Here is a 21,300-nt window from a genome sequence, read left to right on the forward strand (position 1 = left end):
GGACACTGGCATTCGGGGGTCGTCCCGGGGGGCCGTGATCGTGACCAGGTGGTGTGTGGCATGAACGAGGTGCTGTTGGCCGTCGGAACCGAGAAGGGCCTCTTTCTCGGCCGCAGCCGCGACCGGCTGACGTGGGATTTCAGCGGGCCGCACTTCCCGATGAACGCGATCTACTCGATGTCCGTCGACCGCCGGGACGGCCGGACCAGACTGCTGGTCGGGGCCGACAGCAGTCACTGGGGTCCGTCGGTCTGGCGCTCCGACGACCTCGGCGCGAGCTGGTTCGAGCCGCCGCGGCCGGCCATCCGCTTCCCGGAGTCCACCGGCGCCTCGCTCACCCGGGTCTGGCAGCTCCAGCCCGCCGGGCCGGAAGCCCCCGGCGTCGTCTACGCCGGCACCGAGCCCGCCGCGCTGTTCCGCTCCACCGACGGCGGCGAGACCTTCGCGCTGGTCGAGCCGCTCTGGAACCACCCGCAGCGGCCGCAGTGGGGCGCCGGCTACGGCGGGCAGGGCCTGCACACCGTCCTGACCGACCCGCGCGACCCGCAGCGGCTGCTGGTCGCCGTCTCCAGCGGCGGCGTCTACCGCAGCAAGGACGGCGGCGACAGCTGGGAGCCCTCCAACACCGGCCTGCGCGCCGAGTTCTTCCCGGAGGAGAGCCGGTACCCCGAGTTCGGCCAGTGCGTGCACAAGATCGCCCCGGACCCGGTCCATCCGGACCGGCTCTACCTCCAGAACCACGGCGGCGTCTACCGCAGCGACGACTGGGGCGGCAGCTGGCGTTCGATCGTGGACGGGCTGCCCGCCGAGTTCGGCTTCGCCGTGGCCGCCCACCCGCGCCGGGGCGATACCGCCTACCTCTTCCCGCTCGGCGGAGCGGACGACCGCATCCCGCCCGGCCGCCGCTGTCGGGTCTTCCGCACCACCGACGGCGGCACCAGCTGGGAGCAGCTCGCCCAGGGCCTGCCCGGCGAGGACCACTACGGCATCGTGCTGCGCGACGCCCTGCGCACCGACGACGCCGACCCGGCCGGGATCTACTTCGGCAACCGGACCGGCGACGTGTACGGCAGCCACGACGAGGGCGAGAGCTGGTCACTGCTGATCTCCCACCTGCCGGACGTGCTCTGCCTCCGGGCGGCGGTGGTGTCCTGACGCACCCGTGGCCTGACGCACTCGTGGCCTGACGCTCCTGTGACCTGACGCGCATGTGACCGAGGGCCTTCCGGACCGTCGGCCGGCGGTCCGGAAGGCCCTCGGCCGGTGCGCCACGGAAAACCGGTTGCCCGCGGACGGGGCCTCGGTGAGCATGGGCCGCCGACGGACGATCACAGGATTGTGGGGTGGGCCATGGCCGAGGACTGGGTGGTCAGGCGGGGTGCCGACGGCGAGCCGGTGCTGCGCTACCTGTTGGACGAGCGGGAGGGGCGGCCCTGGGCCGATCTGCTGGAGGTCCTGGACGAGTCGGTGGACGCCGCCGGATTCATCCGCGCCGAGCTGCCCGGCTGGGTGGTCTCCGGCTCCCCGGAGCTCGGGCAGGAACTGGTGGCGCACGGCGCACGGGTGCTGCGGCACGCCCACACGTTCAGCCGCGACCTGCGCGCCGACCCCCCGCCCGCCGACTGGGCCGGGACGCCGCTGCGCGAAGGGCTTCGGGCGGTGCCCTGCGACCGCGCGCCCGGAGAGCTGTACGAGGCCTGGCGGGCGGCCTTCGGCTCCGACCACGTCGACCACTACCCGGGCGAGGACGCCCAGGTGCTGGCCGAGCGGATCGCCCCGCTGCTCGCCGGCAACGTCATCGGCCCGGTGCTGCCCTCCAGTCTCCTCGCGGTGGACGCCGAGGACCGCGTGGTCGCCGGGCTGGTCATCACCGACCGTGACGGCCGGCCGTGGGTCGCCGATGTCTTCCGCCACCCGGAACGCGGTTACCGCGGCCTCGGCGCCGACCTGCTGCGCCGGGCCATCGGCGACGCCACCGCCCGCGGGCTCTCCGACATGACCCTGGTGGTGAGCGAGGGCAACCCGGCCCGCCGGGTCTACGAGGCGCTGGGCTTCCTGCACCAGGAGACCTCGCTGACGGTGGTCGTGCCCGACGCGGCATAGGTCCTCTCACCTGAACGACCCCGGACCTCAACGACCCCGGACCTCGCCCGCGCCCCGACGGCTCGTGCCGCTCAGGGCCGGGCGAGTTCCAGGACGGCTATCCCTCCCAGCACGGTGAGCGCGGCCGTCAGCCGCAGCCGGCCGAGGCGCTCGCGGAACACCACGGTCGCGATCAGCGCGGCTATCACGATGCTGGTCTCGCGCAGCGCCGCCACCGCCGCCAGATCGCCCCGGGACTGTGCCCAGACCACCAGCCCGTACGCCGTCAGCGAGAGCACCCCGCCGAGGATCCCCAACGGCACCGCCCGGCCCGCCCCGGCGAGCAGCGAACGGCCGCGCCGGACCCGGACGATCAGCGCCAGCAGCGGCCCCTGGAGCAGGAACAGCCAGGCCACGTAGCCGCCGACCGTCCCGGACTCCCGCACGCCGCTGCCGTCCAGCACGGTGTACACGGCGATCATCACGCCCGTGCCGGCCGCGGCCCCGAGAGCGGGCAGCTGCGCCCGCCCGGGTATCCCCCGGGCGAAGGCCAGCCCGATCAGACCGCAGGAGATCACCAGCACGCCCAGCAGCTCGCCCACGCCCAGGTGCCGGCCGAGCACGGTGACCGATATCAGCGCCACCAGCAGCGGCGCGCTGCCCCGGGCGACCGGGTACATCTGGCCGAAGTCCCCCAGCTGGTAGGCCCGCAGCAGCAGCACCGTGGACGTCACCTGGACCGCCACCGAGGCCAGCAGGTACGGCCAGGAGGCGGCGGCGGGCAGCGGGTTGAGCGCCACCAGGACGAGCGCGCAGGCGGTGTACGTCAGGTTGATCAGCGTGAAGCCGACCAGCTTGTCCGGGAGGCGGTGCGCCAGCCCGTTCCAGACGGCGTGCAGCACGGCCGCCGCGAGCACCGCCACCGGCACGGCCGGAACGCCTCCGGACATCACGAGCCTCCCTCGAACGGCCCGCCGGAAACCGGCGGGCTCGGAACAGGATTCCACGCTACCCTGGATCCATGGAAAAGCGTTCCGAATTTTTCACGCCCCTGGAATCCCGGCTGGCGGCGCAGATCCGGGCCCGGCTCGGCGAGCTGCGCGGCACCGAGGCCCGGGTCGCCCAGGTGGTGCTCGACCGGGGCGCCGACCTGGTGCACCTGAGCGTCAGCGACGTCGCGACGCTGGCCGGCACCGCACCCTCCTCGGTGGTCCGGGCCTGCCAGCGGCTGGGCTTCCGCGGCTACCAGGAGCTGAAGATCGCCGCCGCCCGGCAGGCTCCCGCCGCCGCGCCCGCTCCCGCCGACGACGAGGGCGATCCGGCGGCCCGGGCGCTCGCCGAGACGCTGCGCGCCGCCCGGGCCGCCCTGGACGGCCTCACCGCCACCCTCCCCGCGGCCGACCTCCGGGCCGCCGCCGAACTGCTGGACGGCGCGGGCCGGGTGGTGCTGCTCGGCGCCGGGCTGTCCGGCGCGGTGGTGCTCGACCTCGCCTACCGGCTGCGCGCGCTCGGCGTGCTGGTGGACGCCCCGGCCGACCCGATCACCGCCCAGCTGGCCGCCGCCGGGCTCGGGCCCGGCACCGTCTGCCTGGCCGTCAGTCACACCGGCGCCACCCGCAGCGTGGTGGACGCCGCCCGGCTGGCCCGCGAGGCCGGCGCCGAGGTGCTGGCGCTCACCAGTTACGCCCGCTCGCCGCTGACCGGGACGGCCACCCTGACCCTGGTCGCGGGCGGGCAGGACCTGGTCTTCGGCCTGGAGACCACCGCCAGCCGGCTCGCCCACCTGGCCGCCGTGGACGCGCTCGCCCAGACCCTGCTGGCCCTGCGCGGCCCCCGCGCCGAACGCGCCCTCGGCCTCTCCGCGGACGTCACGGCGGACTATGCCTACTGACTCCCGGGACCTCGCGCGGCCCCCGCGCCGGGGCGGCAAACGCGCTGATCGGAGCCGATCGACGGGCTGTGTAGGCTCAACGGTCATGGCGAGGGTGACGCGGGACGATGTGGCGCGGGTGGCGGGGACGTCCACGGCGGTCGTGAGTTATGTGATCAACGACGGGCCGCGGCCGGTGGCGCCGGCGACCCGGGCGCGGGTGCTCGCGGCGGTCGAGGAGCTCGGCTACCGGCCGAACCGGGTCGCCCAGGCGATGGCCCGGCGGCGGACCGACCTGCTCGGAATGGTCGTGCCGGACGCCCGCCAGCCGTTCTTCGCCGGGCTCGCCCACGCCGTCGAGCAGGCCGCCGCCGAGCACGGCCGGCTGCTGCTGATCGGCAACTCCGACTACGCCGACGAGCGCGAGGCCCACTACATCCGGGCCTTCCTCGGGATGCAGGTGGACGGTCTGATCCTGGTCACCCAGGACCCGGCCACCCCCGGGCTCACCGGCTTCGACGTGGCCGACGGCACCCCGGTGGTGCTGCTGCACCACCGCGCGGAGAGCGAGGACGGCGTCGCCGTGGTCGCGGACGACGAGGGCGGCGCCCGCGAGGTGGTCCGCCACCTGCTCGGGCACGGGCACTCCGAGGTGCACTGCTTCGGCGGCACCCTGGCGCTCAGCCCGCACGACCCGGTCACCGGACGCACGGCCGGCTGGGCCGCCGCGCTGGAGGAGGCCGGGCTGCCCACCGGGGGACGGCTCGTCCCGGCACCGTTCGACCGGGTCCGGGCGCACCGCGAGGCGCTCGCCCTGCTCGCCCGTCCGGACCGGCCGTCCGCGGTGTTCTGCGCGACCGACGACCAGGCGATCGGCCTGCTGCGGGCCGCCGACGACCTCGGCATCCGGGTGCCGGAGGACCTCGCGGTGGCCGGCTTCGACGACATCGCCGAGGCGGTGATCGCCGGGCCCGCGCTGACCACCGTCGCCACGGCGCAGGACGAGATGGCCCGCGCCGCGCTGGAGCTCGTCCTCGGCGGGCCGGAGCGCCGGGCCCGGGGCGCCCGGACCTTCCCGGCCAAGCTGGTGGTCCGCCGCTCCTGCGGCTGCCCGCCGCCCGCCACCCCGGCCTGAGGCCGGGGCCGCGCCCCCTGCTCGTCACTCCTCGCTCGTCACTCCTCGCGCAGTTCGTCCGCCAGCAGGTCCATCAGCAGGTTGTCGTGCCAGGTGCCGTCCGGGCCGCGCTCGTACTGGCGCATGGTGCCGACGGTGTGGAAGCCGACCTTGGCGTAGCAGCGGATGGCGGCGAGGTTGTCCGCGGCCGGGTCGATCACCAGGCGGTGGTAGTGGTGGTCGTGCACCAGGTGCCGGGCCATCGTGCGCACCGCGTCGGTGCCCAGGCCCATGCCGTGCACCGTCGGGTCGAGGTAGAGGTCCATGCCGGCGTGACGGTACTCGTCGTCGTTGTTGGCGTACCACTGGATGGCGCCGATCACCTTGCCGTCGAGGTCGATCGCGAAGGTCTCGGTGCCGGGCGATTCCAGGTCGTTGGCGACCTCGTCGGCGAGGTCGTCGCCACCCCGCCAGCGGGCGAACACCTCGGGCGTGCCGCGGATGGCCGCGAGGACCGGGATGTCCTCGCCGGTGGCCGGGCGGAGCGTGACCAAGGTGCCGTGCAGAATCGTCCCCATATGGGGCATGTTGGCACGGAAATCCGGCTCCGGCGAGTGATTTGGGACTGCCGTCCGGCCCTTCCGCCCACGCCCGTTCGGCCGTCCCCCGCGGCGCCTTCGCAGCCCGTCCGACCCGTGCCGGGCGAGCCACCGGGGCGGGCGGGGCCACCGGGGCGGGTCGGCCCGCACGAGCGGCCGGGCGTCAGACGGTGGGGTGCGCCCGGTCGCCGAGGGGGCCGAGCCAGACCTCGGTGACGGCGCTGACGTAGCGGGCGCCGCAGTGGTCGCCGGGCACCACGAGCTGCGGGCCGACGGCGTCCAGCGGGGCGCCGTCCGCGCTGGTGGCGAGCAGGATGCGCTGCCCTCCGAAGTCCGGGTCGATCTCGGCCCAGGAGACCACCGCCCGGTGGCCGTCGGCGCCGACCACGGAGAGCAGGAAGCGCAGCCGCTGCTTGCGGCCGGAGAAGTCGATCCGGGGCCGGGCCTCGCGCAGCACGTCCAGCAGCGCCGGGCCCTCGTAGCCGTGACGCTGCTCGCCCGAGGTCAGGCAGTCGAAGCCGGCCTCGACCCGGTGGGCGGGCAGGGCCCGCAGCTCGGCGACCGTCAGCTCGGCGGGGCGGTCGAGGTGGCCGTGCAGGCGGACGGTCGGTCTCACCGGGGACATGGGCGCTCCCTCCTCCGGGCCACCGCGCCGTGACCCGCAGGAGCACTACCCGGTCCATGGCCCCACCATTCGCAGATGCGATGGATGGAGTCCTATTCGGCTCGCAGTTGCTGGCCCCGGGCGGGGATCGGAAAGTGGCGGAAGAATTCTTCGCGACGGGTGTCGATCCGGCGCCGACCCGTTCGACGCAGGGGTGAGAGGCGGGGAGAGGCCCCGCCCGCACGACCGAGGAGTCACCATGCCGCGCTTCATGACGCTGATCCGCATCGACGAGAACGCCCGCACCGGCTGGGCGCCGGACCCGGGCTTCGAGCAGCGGATGGGAGCCCTGTTCGAGGAGATCACCAAGGCCGGGGTGATGCTGGAGACCGCCGGGCTGACCCCGACCTCCCAGGGCACCCGGCTGTCCTGGAACGACGGGAAGATCGGCTACACCGACGGGCCGTTCACCGAGACCAAGGAGGTCGTCGGCGGCTACGCCCTCCTCCAGTGCAAGGACCGCGCCGAGGCCCTGGAGTGGACCCGGCGCTTCCTCCAGGCCCACCCCGTGCACTGGCCGGTGGAGGCGGAGGTCCGGCAGATCGACGAGATGCCGGAGCCGCCGAAGTAGCCGAAGTAACGGCCGTGCCCGCGTTTGCCTCCCTCCGCCCCGGCTGCTCTGATGGGTGGCCGTGACGCAGAGGGAGGCGGCGACGGCCGTCGAGACGGTGTTCCGGATCGAGTCCGCGCGGATCATCGCGGGGGCCGCGCGGATCGTCCGGGACGTCGGCATCGCCGAGGAGCTGGCCCAGGACGCCCTGGTGGCCGCGCTGGAACAGTGGCCGCGCGAGGGCGTCCCGGACAATCCCGGCGCCTGGCTGACGGCCGCCGCCAAGCACCGGGCGATCGACCTGGTCCGCCGCCGGGAGGTCTACGCCCGCAAGCTCGCAGAGGTGGGACGGTCGCTGGAGGACGTACCGGCACCGGAGCCGGCCGGGCCGGACGACATCGACGACGACCTGCTGCGGCTGATCTTCACCGCCTGCCACCCGGTGCTCTCGGCGGAGGCCCGGATCGCGCTCACCCTGCGGCTGCTCGGCGGGCTGGCCACCCCGGAGATCGCCCGGGCCTTCCTGGTGCCCGAGCCGACGGTGGCGCAGCGGATCGTCCGGGCGAAGCGGGCGCTGGCGAAGGCCGGGGTGCCGTTCGAGGTGCCGTACGGGGAGGACCGGGCGCGGCGGCTCTCCTCGGTGCTGGAGGTCATCTACCTGATCTTCAACGAGGGCTACTCGGCGACCGCGGGGGACGACCTGCTCCGCCCCCGGCTGTGCGAGGACGCCCTGCGGCTGGCCCGGGTGCTGGCCGCGCTGGTGCCGGCCGAGCCGGAGGCGCACGGGCTGGCCGCGCTGCTGGAGTTCCAGGCCTCGCGCACGGCCACCCGGACCGGGCCGGACGGCCGGCCGGTGCTGCTGGCCGAGCAGAACCGGGCCCGCTGGGACTGGCTGCTGATCCGGCGCGGCTTCGACGCCCTCCAGCGGGCGGGCGCCGGTCCGTACGCGGTGCAGGCCGCGATCGCCGCCTGCCACGCCAAGGCGCGGCGCTACGCGGACACCGACTGGGCGACGATCTCCGCGCTGTACGAGCGGCTGCTGGCGTTGACGCCGTCCCCGGTGGTGGCGCTGAACCGGGCGGTGGCGGTCTCGATGGACCGGGGTCCGGCGGCCGGGCTGGAGCTGGTGGACGAGCTGGCCGCGGAACCAGCACTGCGCGGCTACCACCTGCTGCCGAGCGTGCGGGGCGACCTGCTGGACCGGCTGGGGCGGGCGGCGGAGGCCCGGGCGGAGTTCGAGCGGGCGGCGGGGCTGACCCGCAACGAGCGGGAGCGGGAGTTGCTGCTGGAGCGGGCGGCGGGCCTGCGGGAGTAGGCCGTGTCTCACCATTCCCGCCGGTTCTCACTCCTCCAGGCGCAGCCGGGCGCTGACCGCGCCGAGGCCCTCGGCGAGCACCGCGAGCTGCTCGCGGCTGAGCACGTCGATCAGCAGCTCCCGCACCAGGGCGACGTGTCCGGGCGCGGCCTGGCGCAGCGTCTCGCGGCCCTGGTCGGTGAGTTCGGCGATGACGCCGCGGACGTCGCTGGGGCAGGAGCGGCGGGCGACCAGGCCCATCCGCTCCAGTTGGGTGACCTGGTAGGTCAGACCGCTCTTGGAGGTGACCAGGTTGTCGGCCAGTTCGGTCATCCGCAGCGAGTCGCCGGGGGCGGCGGACAGGTGCACCAGGATCTCGTACTGCTGGTGGGAGAGGCCGGAGTCCTCCTTGAGCTGGCGTTCCAGCCGCCGGTTCAGCAGGTTGCTCGCGGTGACGAAGCCCCGCCAGGCAGCCGCCTCGTCCGGGTCCAGCCAACGGGGTTCGCTCAGTGGGGACATGGGGTGGATCCTACTCCTGTTGTTCAAATTCGAACGAAGGTGTACCGTCGACCTCGATAGACGTTCAAATTTGAACAAACTTTCCGGACCCCCGACCACCTCTCCGAACCTCCGAGGAGGACGCCATGAGCGCCGCGGCCCCCGAGCGCATGCCCGCCCTGTACCTGTCGCACGGCGCTCCGCCGCTGGCCGACGACCCGATCTGGCCGGGCGAACTGGCCGCCTGGTCCGCCGAGCTGCCGAAGCCCAAGGCCGTCCTGATGGTCTCCGCGCACTGGGAGGAGGCCCCGCTCGCCCTCGGCGCCGTCACCACCCTCCCGCTGGTGTACGACTTCTGGGGCTTCCCGGAGCACTACTACCAGGTCCGGTACGCCGCCCCCGGCGCACCGGAGCTCGCCGAGCGCGTGCGCAAGCTGCTGCGCGCCCCCGGCACGCCCGTCCAGGACATCCCCGACCGCGGACTCGACCACGGCGCGTACGTCCCCCTGGTGGAGATGTACCCGGACGCCGACGTCCCGGTGCTCCAGATCTCGCTGCCCACCCTCGACCCGCGGCGGCTGATGGAGATCGGCCGCAAGCTCGCCCCGCTGCGCGACGAGGGCGTGCTGATCGTCGGCAGCGGCTTCTTCACCCACAACCTGCGGGCGCTCAGCAACGACGGGCGGATCAGCTCCGTGATGGCCGAGTTCGACGACTGGGGGCGGCGCGCCCTGGAGGCCCACGACCTGGACGCCCTGCTCGACTTCGAGCACAAGGCCCCCGCCGGGCGCCTCGCCCACCCGCGCACCGAGCACTTCGCGCCGCTGTTCGTCACCCTCGGGGCCGGCGAGGCCGACCTGGACAGCCAGCGCAGCGTCATCGACGGGTTCTGGATGGGCCTGGCCAAGCGCTCGGTCCAGCTGGGCTGACGCACTCGGGGCCTTCACCGGGAGCGGCGCCCTCACCAGGAGCGGCGCCCTCACCAGGAACAGCAGGTGAAGCGCTCGCCGATGTGCTCGGGCTGCTCGATCTCGTCCACCAGAACGACCGCGTAGTCCGGCACCGAGATCCGGCTGCGCCCCTCGGCGTCGGTGAGCAGCTGATCCAGGCCGGTGCGGTAGCGGCCGGTCCGCTCCCCCGGGCCGATCTCGGCGGCCGGGCTGAGCACCGTCCAGGGCAGGTCGGAGACCGTCCGGTAGTAGTCCAGCGCCGCGCCGTGCGCGTGCATGATCTGGAGGACCGGCTCCGGCAGGCCCGGGGCGTCCCAGACCCGCACCCCCGGCGCGGTCTCCAGGCTGCCCGCCCCGCCGACCGCGATCAGCCGGGGCGCCGCCCCGCCCAGCCGGCGCAGGCCCTCGACCAGGGAGCGGGCGGCGGGCTCGATCAGTGCCAGGTGGCCCGGGCCGTCGCCGCCGCCGACGGCGCTCACCACGACGTCCCGGCCGGCCGCCACCCGGGCCACGTCCGTCGGCTCCAGAACGTCCGCACGCTCCACGGCGGCGGCCCCGCCCCGGTAGCGGTCCGGGTCACGGACCACGGCGGTGACCTCGTGCCCGCGCGCCGCCGCCTCCGTGACGAGGGCGCCGCCGATGGTGCCGTTGGCGCCGATCACGGCGATTCTGGCCATGGGTACCTGCCTGGGTGCTCGCGGACGGGACGGCAGACGCGTCGGACAGGGTCGATTATCGGACGGACTCCCGGCACGGGGCCCCGGCGTTGGGCCTATCGTGTGACACCCCTCCCAAGGAGTGATCATGCGCACCGGCGACGCCGTACGAACCGCCCTGGACGTCTCGCTGGCCGTCCTCACCCCGCACACCGGGGACCGCGGCTGGGACGCGCCCGCCGGGCCCCTGGAGTGGAGCTGCCGCGACACGGCCGCCCACATCGCCCACGACCTGCTCGCCTACGCCGGCCAGCTCGCCGCCCGCCCCCGGGACCGCTACCTGCCGCTGGACCTCACCGTCCGGCCCGAGGCCGGCCCGGCCCAGGTGCTCACCGTGGTCAACGCCGCCGGGCAGCTGCTGGCCACCGCCCTGGACGCCGCCCCGCCCGGGCTGCGCGCCTACCACCACGGGCCCTGCGACCCCCCGGGCTTCGCCGCGATGGGGGTCGCCGAGACCCTGCTGCACACCCACGACATCACCCGCGGCCTCGGCCTGCCCTGGCAGCCGCCCGCCGAGCTGTGCCGCCTCGTCCTCGACCGGCTCTTCCCGCACGCGCCGGAGGAGCCGGACGCCCACCCGGCGGAGGTGCTGCTCTGGTGCACCGGGCGCGGGGAACTGAACGGCCGCCCGCGCGAGTCCTCGTGGATCTGGCGGGCGGCCAGGGGTGAGTGGCCCGAGTGAGCCGGGTCGAGCAGCGCTCAGGCGTCGCCGGTGACGGCCCGCTCGGCCTGACTGCGCTCGACGCAGAACTCGTTGCCCTCCGGATCCGCCAGGGTGACCCAGCCCTTGCCGTCCGGCAGACGGTGGTCCGCCAGCACGGTGGCGCCGAGGGCGACCAAGCGCTCCACCTCCTCCTCCCGGCCGCGGTCCTGCGGCTGGAGGTCGAGGTGGGCCCGGTTCTTCACCGACTTGGTGTCGGGCACCCGGATGAAGAGCAGCGAGGCCCCGGCGGACTCCACCACGGCCACCGGGTCCTCCGGGTGGTCGTCCTCGCCCCGGGTGCCGTCCAGGGCCTGGGCCCAGAAGCCGGCCAGGGCGTACGGGTCGGCGCAGTCGATCGTCACATGTCGTACCAGAGAAGCCATTCGGTCACTGTGACCGACGTCATCGGGATCCGTCCAGCCATTTACGGGAGTGCCGGTGGCCGTCCAGCGGATACGGCGGATGGGCCGGGAGCAGTTCCTCGAAGGAGTAGCCGGCCTTCTCCGCGACCCGGCAGGAGGCGGGGTTGTCCACCTGGTGCAGCAGGTCGATCCGGCGCAGGCCGTCGGCGGCGAAAGTGGCGAAGGCCCAGGCGGTGAGGGCCTCCACCACGCGCGGGGCCACCCCCCGGCCGCGGGCCGGGGCCGCCGTCCAGTACCCCACCTCGGCCGCCTCGCCACCGGGGGTGGGGTACTTGAGCGCGACGTTGGCGACGAGTTCGCCGCCCTCCAGGACGGCGAAGCCGTAGCGGGTGCCGGCCGCCCGGCCCTCGTACTGGAGGCGCAGCCAGTGCGCGGCCTGCTCGGGGTCGTTCACCGGGGTGCGGGTGAAGTGGCGCAGCGCCTCGTCCCGGTAGGCCTCGATCAGGGCGGGCGCGTCGGCGTCCTCGAAGGGGCGCAGCAGCAGGCCGTCGGCTGTCGGCTGGTCGTTCATGGGCGCACTCCCCCGCAGGTGGTGATCGTGTGTCGTGATCTTCCCAGCAGGCGGACGCCCGGGGCTTTCGTCTCGGGCCCGCCGCTCGCGCCGGGACCGGCTGGTGGCGGCGCTGGCGGCGGCCGGGGTGGGCGCGGAGGGGTGACACCCCCGATCGGGGGTGTGCAGGGGGCTGGTGGGAGAGGACAGTGGGCCGCATGCAGATTCCACTCTCCGTGATGGACTTCCTCGACCGGGCCGAGCTGGTCTACGGCGACCGGGTCGGCATCGTCGACGAGCCGGTACAGCCGGCCGAATCCTGGGGCGAGCTGAGCTACCGGCGGGTCGCCGAACTGGCCCGGGCCCAGGCGGCCGGGCTGGACCGGCTCGGTGTCGGGCCGGGCGAGCGGGTCGCGGTCGTCTCCCACAACTCGGCCCGGCTGCTGACCTCTTTCTTCGGGGTGAGCGGGCACGGCCGGGTGCTGGTGCCGGTCAACTTCCGGCTGCGGGCCGAGGAGGTGTCGTACATCGTCGAGCAGAGCGGCGCGTCCGTGCTGCTGGTCGACCCCGAGGTGGCCGATTCCCTGAGCGGGGTGGTGGCCAAGCACAAGTTCGTGCTTGGCGCCGACAGCGACGCCGTGCTCTACGACTTCGACGGCACCCCGCGGCGCTACGCGGTGGACGAGAACGACACCGCCACCATCAACTACACCAGCGGAACGACCGCACGCCCCAAGGGCGTTCAGGTCACCCACCGCAACGCCTGGCTGAACGCGACGCTGATGGCCCTGCACTACGGCGCCGGCGACCGGGACGTCTACCTGCACACCCTGCCGATGTTCCACGCCAACGGCTGGGGCATGCCGTTCGCGATCACCGGCGTGGGCGGCCGGCACATCGTGCTGCGCAAGGTGGACGGCGCGGAGATCCTGCGCCGGGTCGAGCGGCACGGGGTGACCTTCCTGTCCGGCGCGCCCGCCGTGGTCCAGATGGTGCTGGACGCGGCCGCCGACTGGGACGGCCCGGTGCCCGGCCGGGACCGGGTGCGGATGGTGGTGGCCGGCGCCCCGCCGCCGACCTCGGTGATCCAGCAGGTCGAGGAGCAGCTCGGCTGGGAGTTCATGCAGCTCTACGGCCTGACCGAGACCTCCCCGGTGGTCACGGTCAACCGCTCGCGGGCCGAGTGGGACGCGCTGCCGGCCGCCGAGCGGGCCGAGAAACTGGTGCGGGCCGGGGCTCCGGCGCTCGGCACCCAGCTGCGGATCGACCCCTCCGGGGAGGTGCTGGTGCGCTCCAACACCGTGCTGGAGGGCTACTGGCAGCAGCCGGAGGCGAGCGCGGAGGCGCTGCGGGACGGCTGGTTCCACACCGGCGACGGCGGCAGCCTCACCGACGGCCAGCTGACCATCTCGGACCGCAAGAAGGACGTCATCATCAGCGGCGGGGAGAACGTCTCCTCGATCGAGGTGGAGGACTGCCTGTACGACCACCCGGCGGTCGCCGAGGTCGCGGTGATCGGTGTGCCGCACGAGAAGTGGGGCGAGACGGTGAAGGCGCTGGTGGTGCTCCGGGAGGGCCACGGGGCGGTCACCGAGGCCGAGTTGATCGCGCACTGCAAGCAGCGGCTGGCCGGCTACAAGTCGCCGACCACGGTGGAGTTCCGGGACGTCCTGCCGCGCACCGCCACCGGGAAGCTGCAGAAGTTCCGGCTGCGCGAGCCGTACTGGGCAGGGCGGGACCGACAGGTCAACTGACGAGCCCCGACTCCCGTGCCGCGAGGGCGAGTTCGGTCCGGTTGCGGACACCGAGCTTGTGCATCGCGGACTTGAGGTAGCCCGTCACCGTGTTGCAGGTCAGGCCCAGGTGGGCGGCGATCTCCGGGTTGGTCCGGCCGGTCGCCGCCCATCGCAGCACCTCGTGCTCGCGCGGGGTCAACGGCGGTACGGGGGCGGCCTGTCGGGCCTGGGCGCGGCTCCAGGAGGCCGTCCCGGCGAGCGCCCTGGTCGCGGTTCGGGCCAGCTTGCCGACCGCGGAGATCCGCACGTCGCCGAACGGGACGACGGCGCGCAGCGAGGCGTACACCACGCCGTGCACGGTGTCGCCGTCCATCAGCGGGACGGTGAGCATCGCGTACAGGTCATCGGCGGCCACGGCCGCGTCGTAGTGGTGCGAAATGGTCGTCGCCGCGCGGTAGTCGGGCACCCAGGTGGGCGCCCGCTCGGCGAGCGCCCGGCCGCCGAGGCCGAGTCCGGCCGGGACGGGCACGTCGTGCAGCAGGTCGGTCCGGGTGCCGGCCCAGTGGCGCAGCACCATGCCCTCGCTGCCGGGGCGGCTCCCGGGCAGCGGCTCCGGCACTCCGACCAGGCCGACGTCGGCGCCGCACTCGGCCACCACCCGGCGGGCGAGGTCGCCCAGCACGGCGTCCCGCACCAGCTCGGCGGCGCGGGCGGTGAGTTCGGGATCATCGGGTTGCGCAGCGTCGCCGGGGGGTTGCGCAAGGTGGGGGTCCGCAGCCCTTGTCATCGCGGAATTGTCACACGCGGTGGGGCCGGTGGCGAGAGTCCTGACGTGCGTGTTTCGTGGAGTGGCGGACGCCGGCGCCCGGCCGGGCGTAGGGTACGCCGAACACTACCGGCTGGTAGCAACTGCCGTGACCGGAAGGGGATCCGATGCCGAAGGAAGAGCCGGGGTCGGGGGGAGAACCGGGGTCGGGGGGAGAGCCGATGGCCGGCCCGAACGCCGCGGACGACGTCCTGGGCGGGCTGCTGGCGGACCTGCGGGCCGAGAGCGCGGTGCTGGACGGGCTGGTCGCCACACTGCCGGCCGAGGACTGGGCCCGCCCGACCCCCGCCGAGGGCTGGACGGTGGCGCACCAGATCGCCCACCTCGCCTGGACCGACCACTGGACCACGCTGGCCGCGCGCGACCCCGCGGGTTTCGGCGCCTCGCTCGGCGGGCGCTTCACCGAACTGTCGGCGGCCGGCGCCGATCCCGTCGAGGAGGGCGCCCGCGAAGGCGCGACCGCCGAGCCCGCGGCACTGCTCGCCCGCTGGCGGACCGGGCGGGCCGAGGTACGGGCCGCGCTGGCCGCCGCCCCGGCCGGCACCCGGCTGCCCTGGTTCGGCCCGCCGATGAAGCCCGCCTCGATGGCGACCGCCCGGCTGATGGAGACCTGGGCGCACGGCCAGGACGTCGCGGACGCGCTCGGCGCCACCCGCGAGCCCACCGACCGGCTGCGGCACATCGCCCACCTGGGGCTGCGCACCCTGGGCTTCGCCTTCACCCTGCGCGGCCTGCCCGCGCCCGAGCACCCGGTCCGGCTCGAACTGACCGCGCCCGACGGCGGGACCTGGTCCATCGGCCCGGACGGAGCCGAGGACGTGGTGGCCGGCCCGGCCCTGGACTTCTGCCTGCTGGTGACCCAGCGCCGCCACCGGGACGACCTCGCCCTCACCACCACCGGCCCGGTCGCCACCGCCTGGCTGCCGATCGCCCAGGCCTTCGCCGGGGCGCCGGGCAAGGGGCGGCAGCCAGGGGCCCGAACCGGCCCGGGGGATGCGCCGTCCGACCGCCGGGGTTGAATGGCGGCATGAACGCCCTGCTCAGCGCCCTGCCCCCGATCTCCGACCTGCGCGACCGCTGCCGCGCCCTGGCCACCCTCGACGCGATCCTCTGCCCGGACGACTGGGACTCGCGCTACCACTCCTTCGACTCCGGCTGGGGCGAGGGCGAGGAGCTGGCCTCGATGCGCAACGGCCAGGGAGACGACTGGTTCGTGGTGTTCTCCCCCGTCGGCGCCTACGGGCGCGGCTTCGACCACGAGGCACCCAACGCCCCGGAGCTGCTCGGGTCCGTGCCCGAGGAGTTCCGCCGCTTCGCCGAGGAGCCCGCCTTCGGGGACGAGGACGGCCCGACGGTCACCCGCTGCTTCTGGCGCGCCCCCGGGGACGACGGCTGGCGGGGCGTGGCCGCCGAGCGCGGCGGCGAGCACCTGTTCGCCATGCTGGACTTCGCCATGCTGCCCGACGGCCCGGCCGAGGCCTACCGGGCCTGGGCCCAGGACTACTTCGAGCCGGAGCACGAGCTGGACCTCGGCGCGGTCGAGCACGTCCTGGCGCTGCACCCCCTCACCCCGGCCGTGGTGGCGGCGCTCAACCCGGACACCGGCCTCGACGAGCTCGCCGAGGACCTCGCGGAGATCGGCTACCCGAACTGACCCGGCCCGCGCCCACCCCGCTCGGAGGCCGATGAGCTCCCACCCCGCTCAGAGGCCGATCCGCAGCGGGGTGAGCCGGGTGGCGATCAGGTTGGTGGCGCCCCGGTCGCGCTCGATGTGGCCGTGGACCAGCAGACCGGCCCGGTCCAGGGCGGTGCGGCGCTGGGACTCCCAGACCGGGCGGTCGCAGATCACGTTGATCAGCCCGGTTTCGTCCTCCAGGCTGAGGAAGAGCACCCCTCCGGCCGTCGGCGGCCGCTGCCGGTGGGTGACCAGGCCGCCGACCACCACCGCCGTTCCCGGTGGCACGTCCGGGAGTTGGGCGGCCGAGAGGGCGCCGCCGCGCTCCAGGTGGCCGCGCAGGTGCCGGAGCGGGTGGCCGGTGGCGGAGGTGCCGGTGGCCCACAGGTCGGCGATGGTCTCCTCGACCGGGCTCATCCCGGGCAGCTCCGGCGCCTCGGTTCCGGGGGTGGTGCCGGGGATCAGGTCCGCCGATATCCCCGCGAACGCACCGGCTGTCCACAGGGCTTGACGTCTCGTCAGTCCGAAGCAGTCGAAGGCGCCCGCCGTCGCCAGCGCCTCCAGGACGGGCCCGGGCAGGCCGGTGCGACGGGCGAAGTCCTCCAGATCGGCGTACGGCTGCCCGGCCACGATCGCCTCGGCCTGCGGGGTACGGATGCCGCGCACCGTCTCCAGGCCGAGCCGGATCGCCGGCTGCGGGCGCCCGGCGGTCAGCGGCGGCTTCGGGGTCGGCCCCCGGTACGGCTCCAGGGTGGGCCTGGCCCCGCTGGCGTTGACGTCCACCCCGCGCACCCGCACGCCGTGCCGCCGGACGTCCGCGACCAGGCTGAGCGGCGAGTAGAAGCCCATCGGCTGGTTGGCCAGCAGCGCGCAGGTGAAGGCCGCCGGGAAGTGGTACTTGAGCCAGGCGCTGGCGTACACCAGGTAGGCGAAGCTGATCGCGTGGCTCTCCGGGAAGCCGTAGCTGGAGAAGGCCTCGATCTTGCCGTAGACGTCATCGGCCACCTCCGGCGGGATGCCACGCTCGGCCATCCCGGTGAGCAGCCGCTCGCGCAGCCGGGCGACCCGCTCGTGCGAGCGCTTGGCCCCCATCGCCTGGCGCAGCCGGTCGGCCTCGGCGGGGGTGAACCCGGCGCAGTCGATGGCGAGTTGCATCATCTGCTCCTGGAACAGCGGCACCCCCAGGGTCTTGCCGAGCGCGTTCTCCATCAGCGGGTGCGGGCAGCCCGGCGGCTCCGCCCCGGCACGGCGGCGCAGGTACGGGTGGACGGAGCCGCCCTGGATCGGGCCGGGGCGGATCAGCGCCACCTCGACCACCAGGTCGTAGAAGTGGTCCGGTCTGAGCCGGGGCAGGGTCGCCATCTGGGCCCGGGACTCCACCTGGAACACGCCGACCGTGTCGGCCCGGCGCAGCATCCCGTACACGCCCGCGTCGTCGTCCGGGATGGTGGCCAGGTCGTAGCGCAGGCCGTGGTGCTCCGCGACCAGGTCGCAGGCGTCGTGCAGGGCGGCGAGCATGCCGAGGCCGAGCAGGTCGATCTTCACCAGCCCGGCGCCGGCGGTGGACTCCTTGTCCCACTGGAGCACCGAGCGCCCCGGCATCCGGGCCCACTCGGTGGGGCAGATCTCGCCGATCGGCTCCCGGGTGAGCACCATGCCGCCCGAGTGGATGCCCAGGTGGCGGGGCAGGCCGTGGAGCTGGGTGGCGAGCTGGAGCACGTCGGCGGGGATGACGGCGTCCGCGCCGGGGGCGGAGCGGAAATCGGTCTGCCGGCTGAACGCGTCCACCTGCCCCTGGGGGTAGCCGAGCGCCCGGGCGGCGTCGCGGATCGCCAGCCGGGGCCGGTAGGTGATCACGTTGGCGACCTGGGCGGCGTGCTCGCGCCCGTACCGGCCGTAGACGTACTGGATGACCTCCTCGCGGCGGCGGTTCTCGATGTCCAGGTCGATGTCGGGCGGACCGTCCCGGGCGGTGGAGAGGAAGCGTTCGAACAGCAGCCGGTAGTGGATCGGGTCGACGGCGGTGATCCCGAGGGCGTAGCAGACCGCCGAGTTGGCGGCCGAGCCGCGGCCCTGGCACCAGATCTCCCGGCTCCGGCAGAAGTCCACGATGTCGTGGACGATCAGGAAGTAGCCGGCCAGGTCGAGGTCCTCGATCACGTCCAGCTCCTTGGCGAGCTGACGGCGGGCGGCGGCGTTGCCCGGGCCGAAGCGGGCCGGGCCGCCGGCCGCGACCAGGGCGCGCAGGTGGCCGATCTCGGTCTCGCCCGCGGGGACGGGGAAGCCGGGCAGTTCCGGGTCCAGCTTGGCGAAGTCGAAGGCGCAGGCCCGGCCGAGGTCGACGGTGGCCCGCCGCACCCCGGGGAAGCGGGCCAGCCGGGCGTCCATCTCGCGGCCCGAGCGCAGGTGCGCGGTGCCGGCCGCCCTGGTCCAGCCGACCGCCTCCTGGAGGGTGCGGCGCTCGCGCAGGGCGGCGAGGCTCTGGGCGAGGCGGCCCTGGGCCGGGCCGGCGTGGTGGGCGTTGGTGGAGGCGACGACGGGGAGCCGCGCCGTCGCCGCGAGGGCGGCGAGGGCGTCGTTGCGCCGGTCGTCGCCGGGCAGCCACTGGTCGATCAGCTCGACGTACACGTTCTCGCGGCCGAACGCCTCGGCGAGGGTGTGGAGCCGGCGCTCCGCTTCGGCGCTGTCGGGCAGGGCCGCCGGGACCCGGCCGAGCCGGCAGCCGGTGAGCACCGCCCAGTGACCCCGGTGCGCCTCGGCGAGCGCCGCGAGGTCGTACACCGGATTGCCTTTGGCGCCGCCGGCCAACTGGGCGGCGGCGATCGCGGCGGACAGGCGGCGGTAGCCCGCCGGGCCGCGGGCGAGGACCAACAGGTGCTCCACCGAGTTTTCATGACGGACCGTCAGTTCGGTGCCGAACGCGGTGGCCAGGCCCGTTCCCCGGGCCGCCTCGGCGAGCCGGACGGCGCCGTACAAGCCGTCGTGATCGGTGATCGCGAGGGTCTCCACGCCCAGCCGGAGCGCCTCGGCGACCAGGTCCTCCGGGTCGCTGGCGCCGTCCAGGAAGCTGAAGGCGGAGTGGACGTGCAGTTCGGCCCAGGGCACGGACCCGGGGTGGGGTTCGGGTTCGGCAGGGGCCTGCGGGGAGTCCTTCGGGGTGCGTTCCCGGGCCGGGGGCCGCTCCTGCTCCGGAGCCGGGCCGCGCAGCGGGACGACCGTACGGTCCGACGCCGCGCCGGTCAGCCGGCGGTGCAGTTCGCTCCAGGGGAGGGTGGGGTGGCTGGTGAAGCCCATCGGGGGGTGCCTTCGTCGTTCTCGTGCTCGTCCTGCTCCCCCTGGGTGCCGGGTCCCGTTCTCCGGGCCCCGCGTTCCGGGCCCTGCGTTCCGGGTTGTGGGACCGCTAGTCGTAGCCGGCCTCCAGGTACCAGGCACCCCCCTCCACGGTGAGCAGCAGCGCCCGGCCGCCGCCCACCACGACCTGGAACCGCGCCCGCCGGCGGGCCGAGGACTGGTCCCACCAGTACTCGACCGCCGGCCAGGGCCCGGTCCAGCCGTCCACCCGCTCCTCCTGCCCCCGGGCCACCACCAGGGCCGGCCGGGCCGACACCCCCGCCCGGCCGTCCACCGTCACCGGCTGCCCGGCCCCGTCCAGCACCCGCACCGGCGCCGGCTCCCGCAGCACCACAGCGGGCCACACCTCGGGCAGCCGACCGGGCCAGGGCGCGTCGGCCGGCACCGCCGCCTCGTACGGCTCGCCCCACGGCACCTTGACCACCTGCTCGCCCGGACCGCGCCCGCCGGCCGGCTCGATCCGGCGCAGCCCTGCGTGCCCGAGCACCGCCTGCACCCTGGCCACCGCGCGCTCCACCCGGTCGTCCGCGACGGCCTGGCCCCACAGCGCGAGCTGACGGCCCTGATCCGGGGAGAGGCCGTCGGGGACCAGCCGGAGCAGGGTGAAACCCGACTGGCCACCCGCCCGGCCACCGTCCGCGAAGGTGCCCGCGCCCTGCCAGGCCTGGAGCTGCCAGCGGACCCGCTCGGCCAGCGCCGTCGCGGACAGCCCGCCCTCGTGCCGCCACAGCCGGGAAGCCGCCCGGCCGTCCGCGCAAGCCACTTCGACGGCCACCCGGTGGCAGGTCAGCCCGGCCCCGGCCAGCCGCTGGTGCAACTGCTCGGCCAGCGCGCGGGCGACGAACACCAGCGGTTCGGCCAGCGGCTCCGGCGGGTCGAAGCGCTGTTCGACGGCGAGGTCCGGCTCCTCGTCGCGCGGCACCAACGGGCGCGGCTGCAAGCCGCGGGCCAGCCGGTGCGCGACCGTCCCGGACGGGCCGAAGCGGTCCGCGACCGACTCGGCCGGCAGCGCGGCGAAGGCCCCGACGGTGGGCAGGCCGAGCCGCCCGAGCAGTTCGGCCGGCGCCTCGTCGCCCAGCACGCTCACCGGGTACGGGGCGAGGAACTCCGCCGTCCGGCCGGCCGGGACCAGCACCCCGGCCCGCGCGGCGAGCACGGCGGCGAACAGGCCGTCGGCGACGCCGACCTGGGCCTGCGGAGCGGGCGCCCGCTGTTCCTGGACTGCGCTTGCGGCTGTGGCTGTGGCCTCGGCTGTAGCGGTGTCCGGGTGCTGGGCCTGGGTGGTGTCCGTGTCCGTGTTCGGGGCCTGGGTGGTGTCCGTGTCCGGGACGGCCACCGCGCCCGGGGAGGCGTCCGGGAGGAGCGGCTGCCCGAGCGCGTCCGCCACCGCCCGGCCGACCTTGCCGGCCAACGCCTCCTCCCCGCCGAAGTAGCGGCCCGGGCCCTTCACCGGGATCGCGCACAGGCCCGGGCGGATCACCTCCACCCGGGGCGTGAACGCCTCCACCGCCGCGACCACCGGCTCGAAGCGGCGGGCCTCCGCCTCCGGGTCGCGGTCGCGCAGCTCCAGCTCCGGGCAGAGCCGCTGGGCCAGCTTGAGCCGCTGCCCCTGCCGGACCCCGGCCGCCCGGGCGCCCGCCGAACAGGCGAGGATCCGCCCGCCTTCGGTCACCGCCACCGGGTCGTCGCCGGTGACGGCCACCACCGGCCAGTCCGGGCACCAGACCACCAGCACCCGAGGGGTTCTGTCGTCCGCCATC

At 74.9% G+C, this 21,300-nt stretch carries 21 protein-coding genes; 11 read left to right on the plus strand and 10 right to left on the minus strand.

Translation table 11 applies throughout. The annotated features are described in order from the left end of the window. The first annotated feature begins 60 nt into the window (after positions 1–60). Positions 61–1,155, plus strand: coding sequence for a WD40/YVTN/BNR-like repeat-containing protein (locus ACFRMQ_RS02285; RefSeq protein ID WP_380725970.1), 1,095 nt, complete (start codon positions 61–63; stop codon positions 1,153–1,155). Between the two features lie 195 nt (positions 1,156–1,350). After that, positions 1,351–2,103, plus strand: coding sequence for a GNAT family N-acetyltransferase (locus tag ACFRMQ_RS02290; protein ID WP_380725972.1), 753 nt, complete (start codon positions 1,351–1,353; stop codon positions 2,101–2,103). A 71-nt stretch (positions 2,104–2,174) separates the two neighbouring features. On the opposite strand, the gene ACFRMQ_RS02295 is transcribed toward ACFRMQ_RS02290, so the two are convergent. Then, positions 2,175–3,032, minus strand: a complete 858-nt coding sequence (locus ACFRMQ_RS02295) for an EamA family transporter (RefSeq protein WP_380725974.1) — start codon at positions 3,030–3,032, stop codon at positions 2,175–2,177. Between the two features lie 71 nt (positions 3,033–3,103). On the opposite strand from ACFRMQ_RS02295, the gene ACFRMQ_RS02300 reads away from it, so the two are divergent. Next, the gene (locus ACFRMQ_RS02300) at positions 3,104–3,973 is read left to right on the plus strand and encodes a MurR/RpiR family transcriptional regulator (protein WP_380725976.1); all 870 of its coding nucleotides are present in this window, start codon (positions 3,104–3,106) and stop codon (positions 3,971–3,973) included. An 85-nt stretch (positions 3,974–4,058) separates the two neighbouring features. After that, the gene (locus tag ACFRMQ_RS02305; RefSeq protein ID WP_380725978.1) at positions 4,059–5,087 is read left to right on the plus strand and encodes a LacI family DNA-binding transcriptional regulator; all 1,029 of its coding nucleotides are present in this window, start codon (positions 4,059–4,061) and stop codon (positions 5,085–5,087) included. A gap of 38 nt (positions 5,088–5,125) precedes the next feature. Here ACFRMQ_RS02305 and ACFRMQ_RS02310 read toward each other — a convergent pair whose 3' ends face one another. Further along, the gene (locus ACFRMQ_RS02310) at positions 5,126–5,644 is read right to left on the minus strand and encodes a GNAT family N-acetyltransferase (RefSeq protein ID WP_380725980.1); all 519 of its coding nucleotides are present in this window, start codon (positions 5,642–5,644) and stop codon (positions 5,126–5,128) included. 184 nt (positions 5,645–5,828) lie between these two features. Next, positions 5,829–6,290, minus strand: coding sequence for a molybdopterin-dependent oxidoreductase (locus ACFRMQ_RS02315; protein WP_380725982.1), 462 nt, complete (start codon positions 6,288–6,290; stop codon positions 5,829–5,831). Positions 6,291–6,528: 238 nt separating this feature from the next. Here ACFRMQ_RS02315 and ACFRMQ_RS02320 point away from each other — a divergent pair, with 238 nt between their 5' ends. Both ACFRMQ_RS02320 and ACFRMQ_RS02325 read left to right on the plus strand, forming a co-directional pair. After that, positions 6,529–6,900, plus strand: coding sequence for a YciI family protein (locus tag ACFRMQ_RS02320; protein WP_380725984.1), 372 nt, complete (start codon positions 6,529–6,531; stop codon positions 6,898–6,900). 61 nt (positions 6,901–6,961) lie between these two features. Beyond that, the gene (locus ACFRMQ_RS02325) at positions 6,962–8,194 is read left to right on the plus strand and encodes an RNA polymerase sigma factor (RefSeq protein ID WP_380725986.1); all 1,233 of its coding nucleotides are present in this window, start codon (positions 6,962–6,964) and stop codon (positions 8,192–8,194) included. Between the two features lie 27 nt (positions 8,195–8,221). On the opposite strand, the gene ACFRMQ_RS02330 is transcribed toward ACFRMQ_RS02325, so the two are convergent. After that, entirely contained in the window at positions 8,222–8,683 is a 462-nt protein-coding gene (locus ACFRMQ_RS02330) for a MarR family winged helix-turn-helix transcriptional regulator (protein ID WP_380726060.1), read from the minus strand. Between the two features lie 134 nt (positions 8,684–8,817). On the opposite strand from ACFRMQ_RS02330, the gene ACFRMQ_RS02335 reads away from it, so the two are divergent. After that, positions 8,818–9,600, plus strand: coding sequence for a dioxygenase (locus ACFRMQ_RS02335; RefSeq protein WP_380725988.1), 783 nt, complete (start codon positions 8,818–8,820; stop codon positions 9,598–9,600). Positions 9,601–9,650: 50 nt separating this feature from the next. On the opposite strand, the gene ACFRMQ_RS02340 is transcribed toward ACFRMQ_RS02335, so the two are convergent. Then, a complete protein-coding gene (locus ACFRMQ_RS02340; RefSeq protein WP_380725990.1) occupies positions 9,651–10,298 on the minus strand; it encodes an NAD(P)-dependent oxidoreductase in 648 nt (215 codons plus the stop codon). Between the two features lie 127 nt (positions 10,299–10,425). Between ACFRMQ_RS02340 and ACFRMQ_RS02345 the strand changes: the two genes are divergently transcribed. Continuing rightward, the gene (locus ACFRMQ_RS02345) at positions 10,426–11,019 is read left to right on the plus strand and encodes a maleylpyruvate isomerase N-terminal domain-containing protein (RefSeq protein ID WP_380725992.1); all 594 of its coding nucleotides are present in this window, start codon (positions 10,426–10,428) and stop codon (positions 11,017–11,019) included. Between the two features lie 17 nt (positions 11,020–11,036). On the opposite strand, the gene ACFRMQ_RS02350 is transcribed toward ACFRMQ_RS02345, so the two are convergent. Both ACFRMQ_RS02350 and ACFRMQ_RS02355 read right to left on the minus strand, forming a co-directional pair. After that, positions 11,037–11,423, minus strand: coding sequence for a VOC family protein (locus tag ACFRMQ_RS02350; protein WP_380725994.1), 387 nt, complete (start codon positions 11,421–11,423; stop codon positions 11,037–11,039). Positions 11,424–11,442: 19 nt separating this feature from the next. Beyond that, complete coding sequence (locus ACFRMQ_RS02355; protein WP_380725996.1) at positions 11,443–11,973, minus strand: GNAT family N-acetyltransferase; 531 nt, start codon at positions 11,971–11,973, stop codon at positions 11,443–11,445. Positions 11,974–12,170: 197 nt separating this feature from the next. Here ACFRMQ_RS02355 and ACFRMQ_RS02360 point away from each other — a divergent pair, with 197 nt between their 5' ends. Next, the gene (locus ACFRMQ_RS02360) at positions 12,171–13,706 is read left to right on the plus strand and encodes an AMP-binding protein (protein WP_380725998.1); all 1,536 of its coding nucleotides are present in this window, start codon (positions 12,171–12,173) and stop codon (positions 13,704–13,706) included. On the opposite strand, the gene ACFRMQ_RS02365 is transcribed toward ACFRMQ_RS02360, so the two are convergent. Then, on the minus strand, positions 13,699–14,475 hold the full coding sequence (locus tag ACFRMQ_RS02365; RefSeq protein ID WP_380726000.1) for a LuxR C-terminal-related transcriptional regulator: 777 nt from the start codon (positions 14,473–14,475) through the stop codon (positions 13,699–13,701). The two genes, ACFRMQ_RS02360 and ACFRMQ_RS02365, sit on opposite strands and share 8 nt — an antisense overlap. 200 nt (positions 14,476–14,675) lie before the next feature. Here ACFRMQ_RS02365 and ACFRMQ_RS02370 point away from each other — a divergent pair, with 200 nt between their 5' ends. Both ACFRMQ_RS02370 and ACFRMQ_RS02375 read left to right on the plus strand, forming a co-directional pair. Further along, positions 14,676–15,533, plus strand: coding sequence for a TIGR03084 family metal-binding protein (locus ACFRMQ_RS02370; RefSeq protein WP_380726002.1), 858 nt, complete (start codon positions 14,676–14,678; stop codon positions 15,531–15,533). A gap of 8 nt (positions 15,534–15,541) precedes the next feature. Beyond that, on the plus strand, positions 15,542–16,168 hold the full coding sequence (locus ACFRMQ_RS02375; protein ID WP_380726004.1) for a hypothetical protein: 627 nt from the start codon (positions 15,542–15,544) through the stop codon (positions 16,166–16,168). Between the two features lie 48 nt (positions 16,169–16,216). On the opposite strand, the gene ACFRMQ_RS02380 is transcribed toward ACFRMQ_RS02375, so the two are convergent. Continuing rightward, on the minus strand, positions 16,217–19,483 hold the full coding sequence (locus ACFRMQ_RS02380) for an error-prone DNA polymerase (RefSeq protein WP_380726006.1): 3,267 nt from the start codon (positions 19,481–19,483) through the stop codon (positions 16,217–16,219). Between the two features lie 106 nt (positions 19,484–19,589). After that, on the minus strand, positions 19,590–21,299 hold the full coding sequence (locus ACFRMQ_RS02385) for a DNA polymerase Y family protein (RefSeq protein ID WP_380726008.1): 1,710 nt from the start codon (positions 21,297–21,299) through the stop codon (positions 19,590–19,592). Between the last annotated feature and the right edge of the window lies 1 nt (position 21,300).

It is taken from the genome of Kitasatospora sp. NPDC056783 (genome assembly GCF_042789895.1).
Classification (GTDB): Bacteria; Actinomycetota; Actinomycetes; order Streptomycetales; family Streptomycetaceae; genus Kitasatospora.